Origin of the sequence: Ancylobacter sp. TS-1 (assembly GCF_009223885.1) — a bacterium.
Lineage (GTDB): Bacteria > Pseudomonadota > Alphaproteobacteria > Rhizobiales > Xanthobacteraceae > Ancylobacter.
Window position 1 is genome coordinate 1,584,034 of sequence record NZ_CP045144.1, and the last position, 16,799, is coordinate 1,600,832.

18 protein-coding genes are annotated in these 16,799 nt (G+C 70.1%); 12 read left to right on the forward strand and 6 right to left on the reverse strand.

Translation table 11 applies throughout. From position 1 onward, the window contains the following. The first annotated feature begins 28 nt into the window (after positions 1 to 28). From recQ to tmpT, 4 genes are all read left to right on the forward strand, one after another. Entirely contained in the window at positions 29 to 1,867 is a 1,839-nt protein-coding gene (gene recQ / locus GBB76_RS07620; RefSeq protein WP_152302750.1) for a DNA helicase RecQ, read from the forward strand. 129 nt (positions 1,868 to 1,996) lie between these two features. Continuing rightward, positions 1,997 to 2,542 carry an SRPBCC family protein gene (locus tag GBB76_RS07625; protein WP_152302751.1) on the forward strand — a complete coding sequence of 182 codons (546 nt, stop codon included), beginning with the start codon at positions 1,997 to 1,999 and terminating at the stop codon, positions 2,540 to 2,542. Between the two features lie 304 nt (positions 2,543 to 2,846). Next, a complete protein-coding gene (locus tag GBB76_RS07630) occupies positions 2,847 to 3,767 on the forward strand; it encodes a YncE family protein (RefSeq protein ID WP_152304787.1) in 921 nt (306 codons plus the stop codon). Positions 3,768 to 3,829: 62 nt separating this feature from the next. Then, positions 3,830 to 4,468 carry a thiopurine S-methyltransferase gene (gene tmpT, locus GBB76_RS07635; RefSeq protein WP_152302752.1) on the forward strand — a complete coding sequence of 213 codons (639 nt, stop codon included), beginning with the start codon at positions 3,830 to 3,832 and terminating at the stop codon, positions 4,466 to 4,468. Positions 4,469 to 4,485: 17 nt separating this feature from the next. Here the strand turns inward: tmpT and GBB76_RS07640 are convergent, their stop codons facing one another. Continuing rightward, entirely contained in the window at positions 4,486 to 5,586 is a 1,101-nt protein-coding gene (locus GBB76_RS07640) for a sulfate/molybdate ABC transporter ATP-binding protein (RefSeq protein WP_152302753.1), read from the reverse strand. Between the two features lie 181 nt (positions 5,587 to 5,767). Here GBB76_RS07640 and GBB76_RS07645 point away from each other — a divergent pair, with 181 nt between their 5' ends. Continuing rightward, on the forward strand, positions 5,768 to 6,394 hold the full coding sequence (locus GBB76_RS07645; protein WP_152302754.1) for a GNAT family N-acetyltransferase: 627 nt from the start codon (positions 5,768 to 5,770) through the stop codon (positions 6,392 to 6,394). Positions 6,395 to 6,409: 15 nt separating this feature from the next. On the opposite strand, the gene GBB76_RS07650 is transcribed toward GBB76_RS07645, so the two are convergent. Beyond that, positions 6,410 to 6,808: a flagellar export protein FliJ gene (locus tag GBB76_RS07650; protein WP_152302755.1), complete on the reverse strand. Its 399-nt coding sequence runs from the start codon at positions 6,806 to 6,808 to the stop codon at positions 6,410 to 6,412. Here GBB76_RS07650 and GBB76_RS07655 point away from each other — a divergent pair. Together GBB76_RS07655 and ctrA are read left to right on the forward strand one after the other, a co-directional pair. Continuing rightward, entirely contained in the window at positions 6,807 to 7,040 is a 234-nt protein-coding gene (locus GBB76_RS07655) for a hypothetical protein (protein WP_152302756.1), read from the forward strand. The two genes, GBB76_RS07650 and GBB76_RS07655, sit on opposite strands and share 2 nt — an antisense overlap. A gap of 291 nt (positions 7,041 to 7,331) precedes the next feature. Further along, positions 7,332 to 8,033 (forward strand): response regulator transcription factor CtrA, encoded by a 702-nt coding sequence (ctrA, locus tag GBB76_RS07660; RefSeq protein ID WP_152302757.1) that lies wholly within the window; start codon positions 7,332 to 7,334, stop codon positions 8,031 to 8,033. A 342-nt stretch (positions 8,034 to 8,375) separates the two neighbouring features. On the opposite strand, the gene GBB76_RS07665 is transcribed toward ctrA, so the two are convergent. The 4 genes from GBB76_RS07665 to chpT form a co-directional block, all read right to left on the reverse strand. Next, the gene (locus GBB76_RS07665) at positions 8,376 to 8,780 is read right to left on the reverse strand and encodes a DUF305 domain-containing protein (protein WP_152302758.1); all 405 of its coding nucleotides are present in this window, start codon (positions 8,778 to 8,780) and stop codon (positions 8,376 to 8,378) included. Between the two features lie 52 nt (positions 8,781 to 8,832). Then, positions 8,833 to 9,246, reverse strand: a complete 414-nt coding sequence (locus GBB76_RS07670) for a hypothetical protein (RefSeq protein WP_152302759.1) — start codon at positions 9,244 to 9,246, stop codon at positions 8,833 to 8,835. A 104-nt stretch (positions 9,247 to 9,350) separates the two neighbouring features. Then, on the reverse strand, positions 9,351 to 10,580 hold the full coding sequence (locus GBB76_RS07675; protein ID WP_152302760.1) for a chemotaxis protein CheW: 1,230 nt from the start codon (positions 10,578 to 10,580) through the stop codon (positions 9,351 to 9,353). A 108-nt stretch (positions 10,581 to 10,688) separates the two neighbouring features. Continuing rightward, the gene (gene chpT, locus GBB76_RS07680; protein WP_152302761.1) at positions 10,689 to 11,336 is read right to left on the reverse strand and encodes a histidine phosphotransferase ChpT; all 648 of its coding nucleotides are present in this window, start codon (positions 11,334 to 11,336) and stop codon (positions 10,689 to 10,691) included. A 125-nt stretch (positions 11,337 to 11,461) separates the two neighbouring features. On the opposite strand from chpT, the gene cysQ reads away from it, so the two are divergent. The 5 genes from cysQ (at position 11,462) to GBB76_RS07705 (ending at position 16,784) form a co-directional block, all read left to right on the forward strand. Beyond that, positions 11,462 to 12,292 carry a 3'(2'),5'-bisphosphate nucleotidase CysQ gene (gene cysQ, locus GBB76_RS07685; protein ID WP_152302762.1) on the forward strand — a complete coding sequence of 277 codons (831 nt, stop codon included), beginning with the start codon at positions 11,462 to 11,464 and terminating at the stop codon, positions 12,290 to 12,292. Positions 12,293 to 12,451: 159 nt separating this feature from the next. Beyond that, a complete protein-coding gene (locus GBB76_RS07690) occupies positions 12,452 to 13,021 on the forward strand; it encodes a DUF1134 domain-containing protein (protein ID WP_152302763.1) in 570 nt (189 codons plus the stop codon). 126 nt (positions 13,022 to 13,147) lie between these two features. After that, entirely contained in the window at positions 13,148 to 14,404 is a 1,257-nt protein-coding gene (locus GBB76_RS07695; RefSeq protein WP_202911178.1) for a hypothetical protein, read from the forward strand. Positions 14,405 to 14,514: 110 nt separating this feature from the next. Beyond that, positions 14,515 to 15,885 (forward strand): NAD(P)H-dependent oxidoreductase, encoded by a 1,371-nt coding sequence (locus tag GBB76_RS07700; protein ID WP_152302764.1) that lies wholly within the window; start codon positions 14,515 to 14,517, stop codon positions 15,883 to 15,885. A 338-nt stretch (positions 15,886 to 16,223) separates the two neighbouring features. Continuing rightward, positions 16,224 to 16,784: a DUF2087 domain-containing protein gene (locus tag GBB76_RS07705; protein ID WP_152302765.1), complete on the forward strand. Its 561-nt coding sequence runs from the start codon at positions 16,224 to 16,226 to the stop codon at positions 16,782 to 16,784. Positions 16,785 to 16,799 lie beyond the last annotated feature (15 nt).

Genomic DNA, 16,799 nt, shown 5'->3' on the forward strand with positions numbered 1-16,799 from the left:
GCGCCATCAACCGGATCACGCCTGCCGCATGAACGCGCTAGTCACCTCGTCGCACGGCATCCTGCCGCCTCCCGTGGAGGAGGCGAAGCGGGCGCGTCTGGCCGAAGTGTTCGGCTTCGACCGCTTCCGTCCCGGCCAGCAGGACGTGGTGGATTCGGTGCTCGCGGGCGTTCCCACCCTTGCCGTCATGCCCACCGGCGCGGGCAAGTCGCTGTGCTACCAGCTTCCCGCGCTGGTGCTGGGCGGTCTCTCCGTCGTCGTCTCGCCGCTGATCGCGCTGATGGACGACCAGGTGAACGCCCTCAAGCTGCAGGGCGTCGCCGCCGAGGCGATCCACTCGGCCAAGTCGCGCGAGGAGAACGTCGCCATCTGGCGCCGCGTCGCGGCCGGCGAGGTGCGCCTGCTCTATCTCGCGCCCGAGCGGCTGATGACCGGGCGCATGCTCGCCGCCCTCGCCCGCCTGCCGCTCGGCCTCGTGGCGGTGGACGAGGCGCACTGTATCTCGCAATGGGGACACTCCTTCCGCGCCGAATATCTCGAACTCGGCAAGCTGCGCGAGATGTTCCCGGGCATCCCGCTGGTCGCCCTCACCGCCACCGCCGACCGCGCCACGCGCGACGACATCGTCGAGCGCCTGTTCGGCGGGCAGGCGCGGGTGTTCGTCTCCGGCTTCGACCGGCCCAACATCTTCATCGGCGTCGAGGACAAGAAGGATCCGGCGCGACAGATCGAGAGCTTCGTGCGCGCCCGCGACGGGCTGTCGGGCATCATCTACCGCATCTCGCGCAAGAAGGTGGAGGAGACCGCCGAGCGCCTCTCCGCCGCCGGCATCCGCGCCTTGCCCTACCATGCCGGCCTGACGCCCGAGATGCGCGCCGCCAATCAGGAAGTGTTCCTCGCCGAGGACGGTGTGGTGATGGTCGCCACCGTCGCCTTCGGCATGGGCATCGACAAGTCCGACGTGCGCTACGTGCTGCACGCCGACGCGCCGGGCACGCTGGAAGCCTATTACCAGGAGATCGGCCGCGCCGGCCGCGACGGCCAGCCGGCCGAGGCGCTGCTGCTCTATTCGGCCGGCGACATCGCCACCCGCCGCCGCTTCCTCGACGAGGAGCCCTCCCCGCCCGAGCGCAAGATGGTGGAGGCCCGCCGGCTCGACGCCATGGTCGGCTTCTGCGAGGCCGTCACCTGCAGGCGCGCGGTGCTGCTTGGCTATTTCGGCGAGCGGGCGCGGGCCTGCGGCGCCTGCGACGTCTGCCGGGATCCGCCTCAGGTGGTGGACGCCAGCCGCGAGGCCCAGCTCGCCTTGCGCATCGTGCGCGCCACCGGCGAGCGCTACGGCGCCGCCTACATCGCCAGCGTCGTCACCGGCCAGCGCACCGACCCGCTCTGCGCGCGCGGCCATGACCGGCTGGCCGAATTCGGCGCCGGCGCCGACAAGCCGGCGACCGAATGGCGCGCCTTGCTGCGCCAGCTCGTCGCCACCAATGCGCTGCACGCCGACCCCGAGCGCTTCGGCGCGCTCATCCTGACCGAGACCGGCCTCGCGGTGCTCGCAGGCACCCGCGCCGTCACCCTGCGCGCCCCGGCCAAGCGCCGGCGCGAGCGCTTCGCCCGCTCGGAAGGCGGAGCCGAGCTCGCCCCCGCCGAGGCGGCGCTGCTCGGCAAGCTCAAGGCGCTGCGCCGCGAGCTCGCCGCCGAGCGCAACGTGCCCGCCTATGTCGTGTTCGCCGACAAGACGCTGGAGGAAATGGCGGTCGAGCACCCGCGCACGCGTGCGGAACTTGCCGGCGTCAAGGGCGTCGGCGCCGCCAAGCTGGAGGCGTTCGGATCCGCCTTTCTTAGGATTCTCAAAGAATTCTCTTAGAATACGATAAGAATTGGGACCGGGAATTTTTCCACACTCAAAAGAGTTCACGAACGCCGAATCCCTCCCTAAACTGGTGCGCAACGGACGCTAAAAGTCCGGAATGACCCTAGTTCCGGGATGGAAACGATGAAGATTGAACTGTTTACGGTGGCACTGGCCGCCACTTCGATGCTGGCTGCAATCGGCACCGCCTCGGCGCATGGCCCGACCCGCCAGAAGGTCTCCGAGAGCATCGTGATCAACGCGCCGCCGGCGAAGGTCTGGGGCGTGGTCTCCAACTTCCAGGACGGCGGCTGGATCCCGGTGGTCGCCAAGACCGAGGGCACCGGCGGCAACGAGGCCGGCGCCAAGCGCACGCTGACGCTCAAGAACGACGCGACGGTGGACGAGGAACTCGCCAAGGTCGAGCCGGACAAGATGACCCTCATGTACCGGATCACCCAGGTCGACGTGAAGGTCCTGCCGGTGACGAACTATTCGTCCTGGCTGGTGGTGACGCCCGAGGACGGCGGCGCCAAGTCCAAGGTCGAGTGGCGCGGCGCCTTCTATCGCGGCTACCCCAACAACGATCCCCCGCCGGAGCTGAACGACGAGGCCGCGGTGAACGCCGTGACCGGGCTCTATAAGGCCGGGCTGGAATCGATGAAGAAGCAGATCGAGGGCGGCAGCTGAGCCGTGACGGCTGAGCGGGATGCTCCGTCTCGTGCGTTCCTCTGAAGGTGTCATCCCGGCCGAGCGTCAGCGAGAGCCGGGATCGCTCTCCGATTGGCAAACGATCCCGGACCGGCCTGTGGCCGTCCGGGATGACGGCGAGGGGTGCACGGCGACCTCCGCTCCCTCTCCCCACTGGGGAGAGGGTTGGGGTGAGGGGGAAGGACGCTCGCCGGTTGGGCGAGCCTCCACGGAGGGTGCGGAACCCCTCACCCACCCCTCTCCCTCAGGGAGAGGGCTTTGCGCCGTGCTGGCGGCGACCGCGATGCTCATCGCCACCCCGCCCGCGCGGGCGGACGAGGCCTTCGTGACCTCGCAGCCGGCGGAGATGCTCTCCGTCGTCGACCTCGACACGCTCAAGGTTGTCGCCACCCTGCCGATCCCCGGCAAGCCGGCCGGCATCGCGGTGTCGCCGGACGGGCGGCGGGCCTTCGTCACCTCGCCGGACGGCAAGGCGCTGAGCATCGTCGATACGGCGAGCCGCAGCGTCCGGCGCCGCGTCGAGGTGGGCGGCGGCCCGCTTGGCGTGGCGGTGCACCCATCCGGCAGCCCGGCCTATGTGGCGGACTGGTACGGCGCGCGCATCGTCGCGGTGGATGCGGACACCGGCGCCATTGCGGGCGAGGTGCGCGTCGGCGAGTCGCCGTCCGGCCTCGCGGTGACGCCGGACGGCGCACTGCTGGTCTCCGCCGACCGCGATTCCGATGCGGTGAGCCTCGTCGATACACGCACCCTCACCCGCATCGCCTCGATCAAGGTCGGCGCCCGCCCCTTCGGCGTCACCATCGACGCGCAGGGAGGGCGTGCCTACACCGCCAATGTCGCCTCTAACGACGTCACCGTCATCGACCTCGCCGCCCGGCGGGTCGTCGGCACGGTGAAGGTCGGCCAGCGGCCCTATGCGGTGGCACTGGCGGACGGTCGCGCCTTCGTCACGGACCAGTACGACTCTACGGTGAGCGTGTTCGACCTTGCGCGCCTGGAGCGGATCGGGACCATCCCGGTCGGCGACTATCCCGAGGGCATCGCGGCGAGCCGCAGCGGCGCCCTCGTCTATGTGGCGAACTGGGAGGGCAACACGCTCGGCGTGATCGACGTGAAGACCCTGAAGGTCATCGCCGAGATTCCGGTCGCCGACGGCCCGCGCGCCTTCGGCGCCTTCATCCGCCGCACCCCGCCGGATTGACGGCGCCCCGGCCTCGCGGCAGCGATGGACCACCACGCAAAAAGAACGCAGGACGAGAGGCGATGGACGAGCAGTTCTGGCACCGCAAATGGCGCAACAATGAGATCGCCTTCCACCGGGCAGACGCCAACCCGCTGCTGCTGCGCCATTTCCCGGCGCTCGGCCTCGGTTCCGACGCGCGGCTGCTGCTGCCGCTCTGCGGCAAGACGCGCGACATCGGCTGGCTGCTGGCGCAGGGGCACGAGGTGGTCGGCGTCGAACTGAGCGAACTCGCCGTGGAGCAGCTCTTCTCCGAACTCGGCGTGACCCCTGTCATCACCGACGAAGGTACGCTGCGGCGCTTCGAGACCGACCGGCTCACCGTCTTCGCCGGCAATGTGTTCGATCTCGACCGCCACCGTCTCGGCGAGGTGGACGCGGTGTACGACCGCGCGGCGCTGGTCGCGCTGCCCGAGCCGCTGCGCGAGCGCTATGCCGGCCATCTGGTGCATCTCACCCACGCCGCCCCGCAGCTCATCGTCACCTTCGAGTACGATCAGGCGCTCGTCATGGGTCCGCCCTTCGCGGTGCCGGAGGCCGAGTTGCGCCGCCATTACGGCGCCGCCTACCGGGTCGCCTGCCTCGGCCGGCACGAGGTGAAGGAAGGGCTGCGCGGGGTAACGCCGGTGGCCGAGGCGGTCTGGCGGCTGGAGCGGCGCTGAGACGCGCCGCGCCGCGATCAGATCGCGTATTCGCCGGTCTGCTGCGCCGCCGGGGCGCGGCAGTCGATACCGGGCCCGCCATTGGCGAAGAGCCGGGCGCGGTCGAGCCGCACGGCGACCGCCTCGCCGATCGGCACCCGCACCGTGGGGGCGATATCCGCCTCGAACAGCGCGGTGCCCACCTCGATCTCGACGCGGCGGATGGCGCCGTGGCGGCGGAAGCCGCGCACCCGGCCCTTCAGCCCCGGCGTGCCCGGCAGGCCGAGCGAGACATCGTGCGGGCGCACATAGACGAGGCCCGGCCCGTCCGGCACCGGCTGCGTCGCCGCCGCGATAGGCGTGCTGCCGGCAAAGGCGAGCCCGTCCTTCAACTCGACCTCGATGCGGCTCGATTCGCCCATGAAGCCGAACACCGCCGCCGTCTCCGGGCGGTCATAGACGTCATCCGGCGTGCCAACCTGCTCAATCTTGCCCTTGCCCATCACCACCACGCGGTCGGCGAGTTCGAGCGCCTCTTCCTGGTCGTGGGTCACGAACAGCGTTGTGTGGCCGGTGCGGTCGTGCAGCTCGCGCAGCCATTTGCGCAGTTCCTTGCGCACCAGCGCGTCGAGCGCGCCGAACGGCTCGTCGAGAAGAAGCACCTTGGGCTCTATCGCCAGCGCCCGGGCCAGTGCCACGCGCTGGCGCTGGCCGCCGGAAAGCTGCGCCGGGAAACGCCCGCCGAAGCTCTCAAGCTGGACGAGTGACAGCAGGTCCGACACCCGCTTGTTGATCTCCGCCTCCGAGGGCCGCTCGGCGCGCGGGCGCGAGCGCAGGCCGAAGGCGATGTTCTCGCTGACCGTCATGTGGCGGAACAGGGCGTAGTTCTGGAACACGAAGCCGATGCCGCGACGGCGCACCGGAACCGACAACGCGTCGTGCTCGTCGAACAGCACGCGGCCATGGCTCGGCTGCTCCAGCCCGGCGACGATGCGCAGCAGCGTGGTCTTGCCGGAACCGGACGGCCCGAGCAGCGCCACCAGCTCGCTCGGCTTGACCTCGAGCGACACGTTGGAGAGCGCCGGCGCGCCGCTGCCGAAGCTCTTGCCGACCTGATCGATGGTGACGGCGACGGTCATAAATCACTCTCGTTCGATGTATTAAATGTAATTGGCCAGAAGATATCTGAAAAATCCGGTCTGTGAACCCCGCAACCGCCCAAAAGTGCGGGAGGCGCGGGGCGGCATAGGCAGGAGCGGCCCCCGGCGCTAGAAAGGGCCGCCGCCCGCCCGGGACGGCCAGACAGCGATCCATCCTATCATGACCGAGACGACCGCCCCCGCCTCCACCCCGCTCAACCTCGACGGCTACACCGCGCTGCCACCCGGCAAGATCGCGGCTGTGGTCACGCTGATGGAGATGACCGCGCCGCCCGCGCCGCTGCCCGAGCGCGACACCGGCGGGCTGACGCTCGAGCCGGTGGCGGCGCCCGGCGTGGACTGGTACCGGGCCCTGTTCCGACGCATCGGCGAGAACTGGCTGTGGTTCTCGCGCCTGCGGCTCGCCGATGCCGAGCTGGCGGCGATCCTGACCGATCCGCAGGTGTCGGTGCTGGTGCTCAGGCGCGGCGGCGAGGAGGTCGGCCTGGCGGAGCTGGACTTCCGCGTGGCCGGCGAGGTGGAACTCGCCTTCCTCGGCCTGGTGCCGGAACTGGTCGGGTCGGGCGCCGGGCGCTTCATGATGAACCGCGTGCTGGCGCTGGCCTGGGCCGCGCGGCCCCGGCGGGTCCACGTGCACACCTGCACGCTCGATCATCAGGGCGCGGTCGGCTTCTACGGCAAGGCCGGCTTCAGGGCCTATGCGCGCGCCATCGAGGTCGCGGACGACCCGCGCCTCGCCGGGCTGCTGGCGCGCGAGGCCGGGCCGCACGCGCCGCTCATCGGATAGGTTCGGAAAGACGGATCAGGCGCCGAGCGCGGCCCGGGCGCGGCCGGCAATGTTGCGCGGCGGCACTTCCACGGGCGCCTCGGCGCGCTCGCGCTCGCCCAGCGCCTCGACCTTCTTGAGTTCGTCCAGCGCCTCCTCATAGGCGAGGCGCGCCTCTTCCTGCTGGCCCTTCAGCTCGTCGGCCGAGCGGCGCAGATTGTCGCGGCGGGTCGCGGCGGCGCGGGCATAGGTCGAATAGGCGAAATGCTGCGTGTCGGTGATGCCGGTGCGCTTTTCCTCGACGTCGATCTCGCGGTCCAGGTCGCGCGAGATGCGGTCGAAATCCGCGATCATCGTCTCGATCTGGACGAAGTGACGGCGCTTTTCCTCCGCCTGGAAGCGTTTGAGGCGGATGAGGGTGTCGAGCGACTTCATGGCCGGCTTACTCCGCTGCATCGGCCGACCGCTGCGCGCCGCATCGGCGCAGACACCGGCCGGTTCGAGCCACCATTACGCGGCGGCAGGGGGCATCTTGGCCGAGAGATATTGCCGCTTCCTTACTCTTTCGGCGGAAAAGGTAGTCCACGACCGGGAATGCGTGCGCGATCCGCCGCTTGGAAACGATTTGTTTACCGGCCTCGTTAATGATCGCGGCAACGTCCGGTGAAGACGGCAGGTTTCGCGAAAGCGGAGTCGGCTGACTCACTTAGGCTGGTTTTCTAAGGTTCGACTTCAAGCCTCGGGTCGCCAGATTCGGGTTTCTGAACAATCTCTTGCGGCAAGACTCGAAGAAAATTTCAGTCCCCGCTTGTGCTCAGGAATCTGAGTTTGTTACCCCTATTGCAAGAAGTAACGAATCGGTGAGTCGGGCCGGGCGCGGGGTGGGGTCGCGTTCAGTCTGGAAGTGTCCGGTTGAGCGCTCAACCCCCCGGGGCCATGGCGAGGGAAGGGGATTGGCATGCGCGTCTTGCTCATCGAGGACGACCGCGCGACCGCGCAGAGCATCGAGTTGATGCTCAAGTCCGAGAACTTCAACGTCTACACGACCGATCTGGGCGAGGAAGGCGTCGATCTCGGCAAGCTCTACGACTACGACATCATCCTGCTCGACCTGAACCTGCCGGACATGTCGGGCTACGACGTCCTCAAGGGTCTGCGCGTCGCCAAGGTGAAAACGCCGATCCTCATCCTGTCCGGCCTCGCCGGCATCGAGGACAAGGTGAAGGGTCTCGGCTTCGGCGCCGACGACTATCTCACCAAGCCGTTCCACAAGGACGAACTGGTCGCCCGCATCCACGCCATCGTGCGCCGCTCCAAGGGCCACGCCCAGTCGGTCATCACCACGGGCGACCTGGTGGTCAATCTGGACACCAAGACGGTCGAGGTCGCCGGCAACCGGGTGCACCTCACCGGCAAGGAATACCAGATGCTGGAGCTGCTCTCCCTGCGCAAGGGCACCACGCTCACCAAGGAGATGTTCCTCAATCATCTCTATGGCGGCATGGACGAGCCGGAACTGAAGATCATCGACGTCTTCATCTGCAAGCTGCGCAAGAAGCTCGCCAACGCCTCCGAAGGCCACAACTTCATCGAGACGGTGTGGGGCCGCGGCTATGTGCTGCGCGAGATGGGTGAGCACGAACAGCGTATCTCGGCCTGAGGGCTGAACCCGAACCCGAACCCGAACCCGAGCGGTGAGGCGCGACACCCGCCTCCCCAACTCAAGCCCCGCCGCAAGGCGGGGTTTTTGTTTGCGCGGTACCGCCGTCCCCTCCCGCCCCGTCATCCCGGCCGAGCGCAGCGAGAGCCGGGATCGCTCCCCGTTCCGCGAGCGATCCCGGCTCGGCCGTGCCGGCCGTCCGGGATGACGAGGGAAACGGATCACGGCGTGAGGAGGCCGCGTCATGGCGAGGACAGGCCCGGTCCTCCACGCCTTGTTCCGGAATCGGCGCGAAGCGCCCTCCCGGATCGCGTCCGGGAAGGCGTGCACGTCGCGCGCCGGCTACTTCGCGTTCTTCGCCAGCCAGGCCTTGAGGAAGGCAATCTCGCTTTCCTGCGCCTTGATGATCTCCTCGGCCAGCTTCTTCAGTTCCGGGTCCTTGCCGTACTGAAGCTCGATGCGCGCCATGTCGATCGCGCCCTGATGGTGCGGAATCATGCCGCGCGCGAAGTCGATATCGGCATTGCCGGTGAAGGGAATGGCCATGCCCTCATGCATGCGGGCATTGGCCCTCTCGAAGGCCTCGGTCGAGGGAGCCGCCGTGGTGGCGCCCATATGGGCGCTGTGGTCCATCGGCATGTCCCCGTGCTGCATCGGCATGTTGCCGGGCATGTCCTGCGCGACGGCGAGGACGGGAACGAACGACAGGCAGGCGGCGGCAAGGGCCGCGCGGGTATAGCGGTTCATGATTTTCTCCATGAGATCGTGGGAAAGCGGCACGGGGCCGCAGCTCGGACGATCAGGCGGAGCGGGGCGGCGGCACCGGGATCGGCAGCACGCGGCCGTCGCGTTCCGTACCCGCCGGCACGGCGAGCGCCAGAGCGCGCGGCAGGCGCGGTTGCAGGTCCGGCGCGGCGAGCGGCGTCACCAGAAGCTGGCTGAGCACGCAGCACAGATGCAGCCGCACCGCGTCCGGGGCGGGCGGCTGCGCCAATATGGCGCCCTGCCCCCTCGCCTCGCCGGCGGTCTCGACGGCATGGGTGGAATGCCCGCCATGGGCCTCGTGTCCTGTGGCGACGCTCGCGACCAGCGCCGGCTCGTGGCACGGCATGGTGGCGCGCGCCATCGCCGCGCTGCCCGCCGCCGAGCCCGCCAGAGCGGCGGTCAGCGCGAGGAGCGCGATCATCAGGCGGAGCGTGCGCGGCAAGGTCATGAAAGGAGAGCGCCCGGGTCCGGATGTGGCGATGTAGCTTAGCAGCATCGCCCCCGCCGGCCAGCGGGAGAAGCACGGATGGCGCATCCGTGAAGAGGGCAGGCTCAGCCGGGACGGCCGCCCTTGCGCAGCAGGGCAAGCACCAGCGCCACGGGATCGCCCGCCGGCACCACGGCGGCGAAGCCGGGCGGATTCAGCGTCGGCGCGGCGCTGGACAGCCCGATACGGCGCGCCTCGTCCTGCGTCGCAATGCCCTCGGCGCGCACATCCGCATAGGCGTCGAGATCGAACAGGATGACGTCGAACCGTCCGCCCGCCAGCCGCGCGGCGCGCGGATCGTCGGCCAGCGAGACGTCGTGCCCCATGGCGCGCACGAGGTCGCGCAGGCTGGTACGCGCCGCGCTCTCCGGCGCCGTCACCAGCACCCGCATCGGCAGCGTGCGCTCGGGCTGTGTGCCGCCCGGCTCCAGCAGCCGGTAGCGGCCGGTCGCGGTGGCGAGGAAGCGGAGGCTGCCCACGCGCTCGATCCGTCCCGACGGGGCGATCGCGACCACCTCGTCGACCGCGATCACGTCGCCCTCGCCGCCGAATTCAAGCATCATGCGCCGGCCGCGACGCGCGCCCGGGGCGGCGCCGCCCGGCAGCACGGCGATGCCGGGAACCTCATCAAGCGGGGTGGCCCCGCGCAGCGTGGCGACGCGCACCGCCTCAAGCTGGGCCCGACCGGCGCGCACCAGCAGATGGGCGGTGTCGTGCTCGGGCATGGCGGTAGCACGCGGGCGCGGCGCGGCGACGCCGAGCGGCAGGTCGAGCAGCGCCGCCTGGAAGCCGTCGGCCATCAGGGCGACGCCGGAAATCATGTCCTCGCACGGGCTGAAACGGTCGCGCCAGCTCGCCGGCATGCTCTCGACCGCCGCGCGCTGGTGCACCGGCACCTCGTCGATCAGCACCGCCGCGCGCACCTTGCCGCCATTGCCGAACAGCACCAGACCGCCCTCGGCGGTCGGGTCGGGAACGAGGCCCATGCGGGTGGAGAGGCGGATCAGCGGCAGGCCGCTGGAGCCGAGCGTGCCGGCCGCCGCCATGGCGAGAAGCTTCTGCCAGCGTTCGCCGGCCACGGTCATCACCTCCAGCACGTTGGTCGCCGGCAGCGCGAAGCGCATGCCGTGCACGCGGAAGGTCAGCACCTCGACGCGCGCCGGGGCGGGACGCGATTCCTCGGGGCGCGGCACCTCCGGCGACCGAAAGGCGGCGACGCGCGACGCATCGGCCGGCACGGGGCCGCGCGAGGCACCGGGAAAGGGGACGGCGGAAAGGGAATCGACGGGGAACATGGGCGACCGGCAATGCTCAACACAACGCGCACGCCTTTCCGGCCTGCGTAGCGTAGTTTCGCCCGTTCACGTTAACGCCGTCTGAAAGTGACGCTGGGTGAATGCGTCTTACACACGTTCGACGCGTATCGTCACGCCGTCGCCCTCATGGGCGATGTCGAAACCGTAGCCCGCGGCACGGGCCAGCAGGCCGGTATAATGCGGCTGGATCGCATGGGCATCGAGCGCCCCGCCCTCCACCGCCTCGCCGTCGAGCAGCCGGACCAGATGCGGGGGAACCCGCGAATGGCTGCCCTCGGTGCGCAGGCGCAGCCCGCCCTCGTCGCCCTCACCGGTCGCATCGACCGCAATATGGCCGCCGCGCGGAATGGTCGTGGTGGCGACGACCAGGAGGTTGAGCAGCAGCTTCACCTTGTTCTTGGGCGCCAGCACGCGCGGCACCTGCCAGGTGAGGCGGGTGCGGTCGTCCTCGATGAAGCCGCGCGCCACCTTCTCCGCGTCGCCGGTGTCGATCTGCGCCCCGGCCGAACCGGCCGCCCCGAAGGCGAGCCGGGCGAACTGGAGGCGGGCCGAGGCCTGTTTCGCGCTCTTGGCGATGAGGTCGAGCGCGAAGGCCTTCATGGCCGGGTCGTCCTCGTCTTCCAGCACTTCGAGGCCGTTGACGATGGCGCCGACCGGGCTGATCACGTCATGGCACACGCGTGAGCACAGGAGAGCGGCAAGATCGAGCTTGTCGAGATCGATGGCGGTCGTCATCGCGGCCCTTGCGTCGAGAGTGCGGCGAATCGGCCGCAACGGGTACGGCCGGCATCGGGGGTGTGATACACCGCGCCCCAACCGACGCCAACCTGTACCCGCCCTCTCGAAAGCCGGCTTCCCCGATGTCCCCCGTCCCTTCCCGCCTGCCGCCGCATGTCCAGCTTCTCGCCGCCCTCGCCGGCGCCGCGCTGAAGGCCGGGGAGGTCATACTGCGCATCCGCGCGGAGGGCCTGACGGTCGCCCGCAAGGCGGATGAAAGCCCTGTCACCGCCGCCGATCTCGCCGCCGAGGAACTGCTGCGCGGCGAGCTGGCGCGGATCCTGCCGGGCATCCCGGTCATCGCCGAGGAAGCGGTGGCGCAGGGCAAGGGCGAGGCGCTGGGAACCGGCGAGGCGGCGGCCGACAGCTTCCTGCTGGTCGATCCGCTCGACGGCACGCGCGAGTTCATCGGCGCCAGCGGCGAGTTCACGGTGAATATCGGCCTCGTCGAAGCGGGTGTGCCGACCTTCGGCATCGTGCTCGCCCCGGCGGTCGGTCGGCTCTATGCCGGCGTCACCACGCCGGCGGGCGGCGCCGCCTACGCCGCAGGACTGGTGGCCGACACGGATCTGTGGACGCCGATCCGCTGCCGCCCGGTGCCGGCGCGCGGCCTCGTCGCCGTGGCCAGCCGCTCGCATCCCGATCCCGGCACCGAGGCGGTGCTCGCCGGCCTCGACATTGCCGAGCGCATCAGCTGCGGCTCGGCGCTGAAGTTCGGCCTCGTCGCCGAGGGAAGGGCCGACATCTATCCCCGGCTCGGCACGGTGTGCGAGTGGGACGTCGCCGCCGGCCACGCGCTGGTACGGGCGGCGGGCGGCAGCGTGCGCCGGCCGGACGGCAGCGCCCTGCCCTACGGACGTACCGATGCCAGCTACCGCGTGACCGGATTCGTCGCCCGCGGGGCCGATGCGTGAGGGTCACAGCCGAGGTGCAACCGCGCCGAAGCGGGCCGAACGCGCCTTCCTAGCGCCGCACTCCATGCTAATGATAGGCTTTGGGGACTGGTTGCCCGACCCCGACTCGGGGGCTTGCGGGCATCACCCCTCCTTTTGAGATCAAACGCGAGACCGACGATGCCGACCTTGCGCGCCCTCCTTGCCTGCCTTGCCCTTCTGGCCGCCCTTCCCTTCGCCGCCGCTCCGGCCCGTGCCCAGTCCAATTCGACCTACTCGTCCGACGAGCTTGTCCAGCAGGGCCACGGCTTCTTCGGCGAGGTCTCGCGCGGTCTGGCGCTGTCGATCGAGAAGGCAGTGAGCCAGTGGGGCCAGCCCAATGGCTACATTCTCGGCCAGGAAGGCTCCGGCGCTTTCGTCGGCGGCCTGCGCTACGGCGACGGCACGCTCTACACCCGCAACGCCGGCGATCTGAAGGTGTTCTGGCAGGGCCCCTCGCTCGGCTGGGACTTCGGCGGCGACGGCGCCCGCACCATGATCCTCGTTTACAACCTGAACAGCATCAACGACATCTTCCGCCGCTTCGGCGGCATTTCGGGCTCGGCCTATTTCGTCGCCGGCTTCGGCATGACGGCTCTGGCCGCCGACCGTATGGTCGTGGTGCCGATCCGCTCGGGCGTCGGCGTGCGCCTCGGCGCCAATATCGGCTATCTCAAGTTCACGCCCACGGCGACGTGGAATCCCTTCTGAGCTTCACCACATGATACCGTGCGGCCGGGCTAGCCCGGCCGTTTTGGTATCTGTAACCTATGGCCCCTACCCTGCCCGTCCCGTCCTCTGCGGACGGGCGTTCCGCGTTCGAGGTGAGACCGCCGCATGATCGAAGCGATCATGTATTCCGCCATCGGCTTCCTGACGGCGACGCTGCTGGCCCTGCTGGCGCTTCCGGCGGTGTGGCGTCGTGCTGTCCGGCTGACGCGCAAGCGCATCGAGGGAGCGATCCCCGTCTCCGTCGCCGAGATCCTCGCCGACAAGGACGAGCAGCGCGCCGTCTTCGCCGTCGACGTCCGGCGGCTGGAACTTGAAGTCGACAAGCTGCGCACGCGCACCGCCTCGCAATGGGGCGTGGTCACGAGCCAGGCCGACGAACTGCGCACGCGGCAGGAGACCATCGCGCGATTGACCGGCGAACTCGCGGTTATCCAGACCGAGCATGTCGAAGTGGTCGCCGATCGTGACCGGCTCGCCGTCGAACTGGGCATCCACACCCGCGACCTCGACGAGACGCGGCAGGTGCTGAAATCGACCAAGGCGGACCTGCGCAGCACCCGCGACGCGCTGGAAGACACCACCGCCCGCGAGGAAGAGCTGAAGATCGACCATGTGGCGCTCACCACCCTGCGCGACACGCTGAAGGACCGCATCGGCGAACTCGACCGCCATCTGTCGGCCGCCAACGCCCAGCTCACCACGACGCGGGACTCGCTGCGCAGCACCTCCGAGAGCCTGTCCGCCGAGCTGGCCCGCACCCGCGAACTCACGCACCAGCTCGCCGACACCCAGACGCGGCTTTCCCGTGTCGAGGCGGAATCGGCCGCGCTTGCCGTCGCGCGCACCGCGCTCGTCGCCCGGGTCGCCGAACTCGAATCGCGCACCCTTGCCGCCGAGCAGGCGCGCGCCGCGACCGAGACCGAGGCCCACCGCGTCACCGCCGAGGCCCATGAGGGCCGTCGCCACGCCGAGGCGCTGGCGCGCGGCGCCAACGACACCATCGAGATGCTGCGGGCCGAGAAGGCCATGCTCGACGACGCGCTCGCCAAGGCGCGCGAAGACCGCGCGGCGATCCAGCTTCAGCTCGATACCCTCGCCCCGCTCGCCGCCGCCGTGCCGGACGAGGCGGACGGCGCCGCCCTGCTGCGCCAGCGCATCGGCGACATCGCCGCCGAGGTCGCCCATCTCACCGCGCGCCTCGAAGGGCCGGGCTCGCCCATCGAGGCCCTGCTCGCCGGCCACTCCCCCGTCAACGGCGCGCCGCCGACGCTGGCCGACCGCATCCTCGCGCTGCGCGGCACCGGCCCGGATGCCCTCGCGGCGGAAGACGCCCGAACCAAGGACCGGGTCGCCGCCGGCTGAGCGGTCGCGCGGGGCGCCAGACCCGCGCACTGCGGCCACACTCCACGACCAAGGCAAGGCGGGCCGATGAATGCCCGCCGCCAATCCACACCTGGGAAGGAAGACGCTCCATGAATCTCGCCCGCATGCTCAAGGCGCGCGCCGATGCCGGCCGCCCGGTCCGCGTCGGCCTCATCGGTGCCGGCAAGTTCGGCTCCATGTTCCTTTCCCAGCTGCGCACGACGCCCGGGCTGCATCTGCTCGGCATCGCCGACCTGTCGGTGCCGCGCGCCCGCGCCGCACTCACCGCCACCGGCTGGGACGCGGACGCCGCTGTCGCCCCCTCCTTCGACGAGGCGCTGCGCACCGGGCGCACCATGCTCACCGACGACGCCGCCGCGCTGATCGCGGCCGACGGCCTCGACGTCGTGGTCGAGGCGACCGGCAGCCCGGCCGCCGGCGCCCATCACGCGCTGCTCGCCATCGAGAACGGCCGCCACATCGTCATGGTGACGGTGGAGGCCGACGTGCTGGTCGGCCCGCTGCTGGCCGAGCGCGCCCGCAAGGCCGGCGTGGTCTATTCCATGGGGTCCGGCGACCAGCCCGCCCTCGTCTGCGAGATGGTCGACTGGGCGCGCACCTGCGGCTTCCGGATCGTCTGCGCCGGCAAGGGCACCAAATACCTGCCGAGCTTCCACAAATCGACGCCGGACACGATCTGGAGCCTCTACGGCCTCACGCCTGAGCAGGCGGCGCAGGGCGGCATGAACGCACAGATGTTCAACTCCTTCGCCGACGGCACCAAGTCGTCGATCGAGATGGCCGCCATCGCCAATGCGGCGGGTCTGACGGCGCCGTCCGACGGCCTGCTGTTCCCGCCCTGCGGCGTCGACGACCTCGCCACCATCCTGCGCCCGCGCGAACATGGCGGCGTGCTGGAGCATTCCGGCACGGTGGAGACGGTCTCCTCGCTGGAGCGCGACGGCCGCCCGGTGTTCCGTGACCTGCGCTGGGGCGTCTATGTCGTGTTCGAGGCCGATCCGAGCCCGCGCGGCGACTATGCCCGCCGCTGCTTCAAGGAATATGGCGTAGTGACGGATTCGTCGGGCCGCTACACCGCTCTCTATCGCCCCTATCACCTCATCGGGCTGGAACTCGGCGTCAGCGTCGCCTCGGCGGCGCTGCGCGGCGAGCCGACCGGCGTCACCGAGGCGTTCAACGCCGATGTGGTGGCGGTCGCCAAGCGCCCGCTGAAGGCCGGCGAGATGCTGGACGGCGAAGGCGGCTTCACCGTGTGGGGCAAGCTTCTGCCGGCCGCCGCCTCGCTGGCGAGGGGCGGCCTGCCCATCGGCCTCGCGCATGGCGTGGCGCTCAAGCGCGACATCGCCGAGGGCGAGGTCGTCGGCTGGGCCGATGTCGAGGTGAAGGACAGCCCGGCGGTGCGCCTGCGCCGCGAGATGGAGCAGATGTTCGCCGGCACCGCCAGCGCGGCGGCGGAATAAGGCGCCGGCGCCCGGCGTCCCTCTCCCCCGCCCTCATGCCCGGACTTGACCCGGGCACCCGGAGGCCGGGCACGGGCGGCGTGAAGTCTGGGTCCCCGGGTCAAGCCCGGGGATGAGGGGGCCCGTTGGCGTCTCTCCCAGAGATGAAGCGGGGTGCTGGACATCGCGCCCCGCCTCCCCTATCTCTGCGCCACGGTCTGCAGTTCACCGAGGCGTTGCCGCCCCGCAAGGGGAGCTAAACCTGCAAGCAAGACGCACCCCGCACTTGTCCTTGTGCCAGGTCGCAAGACGGCAACCCCGACACTTCCTCGCGGAATGGCACCAAACGAGGATAAGTCATGCCCAGAACCGTTCTGGCCTATGAGGCGCCGGATATTTCCGCGCTCGCCCGCACCCTGCATCAGGGCATTGCCGGGCTCGATCGCCCGCCCGGACATGTCGAGTTGCTGAACCTGCTGGCGCGCGGCGCCGGCTACCGCAACTTCCAGCACATGCGCGCCGACGCGCAGGCGCGGCAGCGGCTCGACGCGCCACCGCCCGCCCCGCCGGTGCCGGTTGCCGACCACGCACGCTGCGAGAAGGCGCTGCGCCTGTTCGACCCGTCGGGCCGGCTCGCGCGCTGGCCCAAGAAGCGCAACCAGCAGATCCTGTGCCTGTGGATGCTGTGGTCGCGCCTGCCGGCGGGCGAGACCTTCCCCGAGCGGCGGATGAACGAGCTGCTCAACGCCGAGCATTTGTTCGGCGACCACGCACTGCTGCGCCGCGAGCTGGTGGATCTCGGCCTGTTCCGGCGCACGCCGGACGGGAGCGAATATAGCCGCGTCGAGCGCGCGCCGCCGCCCGAGATGGCCAAGCTCGCCGCCCTGCTGCGCCAGCGGCAGCACCTGGCCGCCGCCTGATCGCCGGCTCCTCGC

Bases quoted from the DNA above. Each gene is read 5' to 3' on its own strand.
- recQ (WP_152302750.1), top strand. From the start codon at position 29: ATGAACGCGCTAGTCACCTCGTCGCACGGCATCCTGCCGCCTCCCGTG.
- GBB76_RS07625 (WP_152302751.1), top strand. From the start codon at position 1,997: ATGAAGATTGAACTGTTTACGGTGGCACTGGCCGCCACTTCGATGCTG.
- GBB76_RS07630 (WP_152304787.1), top strand. From the start codon at position 2,847: ATGCTCATCGCCACCCCGCCCGCGCGGGCGGACGAGGCCTTCGTGACC.
- tmpT (WP_152302752.1), top strand. From the start codon at position 3,830: ATGGACGAGCAGTTCTGGCACCGCAAATGGCGCAACAATGAGATCGCC.
- GBB76_RS07640 (WP_152302753.1), bottom strand. From the start codon at position 5,586: ATGACCGTCGCCGTCACCATCGATCAGGTCGGCAAGAGCTTCGGCAGC.
- GBB76_RS07645 (WP_152302754.1), top strand. From the start codon at position 5,768: ATGACCGAGACGACCGCCCCCGCCTCCACCCCGCTCAACCTCGACGGC.
- GBB76_RS07655 (WP_152302756.1), top strand. From the start codon at position 6,807: ATGGCCGGCTTACTCCGCTGCATCGGCCGACCGCTGCGCGCCGCATCG.
- GBB76_RS07650 (WP_152302755.1), bottom strand. From the start codon at position 6,808: ATGAAGTCGCTCGACACCCTCATCCGCCTCAAACGCTTCCAGGCGGAG.
- ctrA (WP_152302757.1), top strand. From the start codon at position 7,332: ATGCGCGTCTTGCTCATCGAGGACGACCGCGCGACCGCGCAGAGCATC.
- GBB76_RS07665 (WP_152302758.1), bottom strand. From the start codon at position 8,780: ATGAACCGCTATACCCGCGCGGCCCTTGCCGCCGCCTGCCTGTCGTTC.
- GBB76_RS07670 (WP_152302759.1), bottom strand. From the start codon at position 9,246: ATGACCTTGCCGCGCACGCTCCGCCTGATGATCGCGCTCCTCGCGCTG.
- GBB76_RS07675 (WP_152302760.1), bottom strand. From the start codon at position 10,580: ATGTTCCCCGTCGATTCCCTTTCCGCCGTCCCCTTTCCCGGTGCCTCG.
- chpT (WP_152302761.1), bottom strand. From the start codon at position 11,336: ATGACGACCGCCATCGATCTCGACAAGCTCGATCTTGCCGCTCTCCTG.
- cysQ (WP_152302762.1), top strand. From the start codon at position 11,462: ATGTCCCCCGTCCCTTCCCGCCTGCCGCCGCATGTCCAGCTTCTCGCC.
- GBB76_RS07690 (WP_152302763.1), top strand. From the start codon at position 12,452: ATGCCGACCTTGCGCGCCCTCCTTGCCTGCCTTGCCCTTCTGGCCGCC.
- GBB76_RS07695 (WP_202911178.1), top strand. From the start codon at position 13,148: ATGATCGAAGCGATCATGTATTCCGCCATCGGCTTCCTGACGGCGACG.
- GBB76_RS07700 (WP_152302764.1), top strand. From the start codon at position 14,515: ATGAATCTCGCCCGCATGCTCAAGGCGCGCGCCGATGCCGGCCGCCCG.
- GBB76_RS07705 (WP_152302765.1), top strand. From the start codon at position 16,224: ATGCCCAGAACCGTTCTGGCCTATGAGGCGCCGGATATTTCCGCGCTC.